The sequence below is a fragment of the Mesorhizobium sp. M7A.F.Ca.ET.027.03.2.1 genome (assembly GCF_003999175.1).
Lineage (GTDB): Bacteria > Pseudomonadota > Alphaproteobacteria > Rhizobiales > Rhizobiaceae > Mesorhizobium.
The window spans coordinates 1-518 of sequence record NZ_RZOM01001845.1 but is presented as its reverse complement, the minus strand read 5'-3'; the positions used below and the strand labels follow the sequence as shown (position 1 = coordinate 518).

Sequence of the window (518 nt, the reverse complement as noted above, 5' to 3'; positions counted from 1 at the left end):
GCGCTGCTCATGCGGCGGCTTCCCCGGCATGGCCAAGCGCCGGGCGCATGATGGCCGGTTCGGTGATGGCGTCGCCTTCGAGTTCGGCGGCGATGCGCCCGTCATAGAGGACCAGGACCCTGTCGCATTGGTGAACGAGTTCGGGGATCTCCGTCGAGTGCAGCAGGATCGAACCGCCCGAAGCCACATAATTTCGCATCATCACATAAAGCTCGTGCTTGGTGCCGACGTCGATGCCTCGGGTGGGATCGAACAACAGCAGGATGCGGCTCTGCGCCACCAGCCATTTGGCGATGGCGATCTTCTGCTGGTTGCCGCCGGAAAACGCACCGGCCCGCGTCCACAGCGCCCGACGGTCGACCTCGACAGTGGCGAATGCCGCCTCGACGGAGCGGGTCTCAGCCTGCGCGTCGACAAGGCCTAGCCGTGTGAAGCGCGATATCACCGGCAGCGTGGCGTTCTGGCTGCCCGACAGTTTCAGGAACAGGCCTTCGGATTTGCGGTCTTCCGGCACCAGG

General features: G+C 64.7%; 1 protein-coding gene. It reads right to left on the bottom strand.

The window, feature by feature from the left end; translation table 11 throughout:
* Nucleotides 1–7: 7 nt before the first annotated feature.
* Nucleotides 8–518: ATP-binding cassette domain-containing protein (locus EN750_RS38405; RefSeq protein ID WP_145968394.1), on the bottom strand; the 511-nt coding region annotated here is incomplete at its 5' end.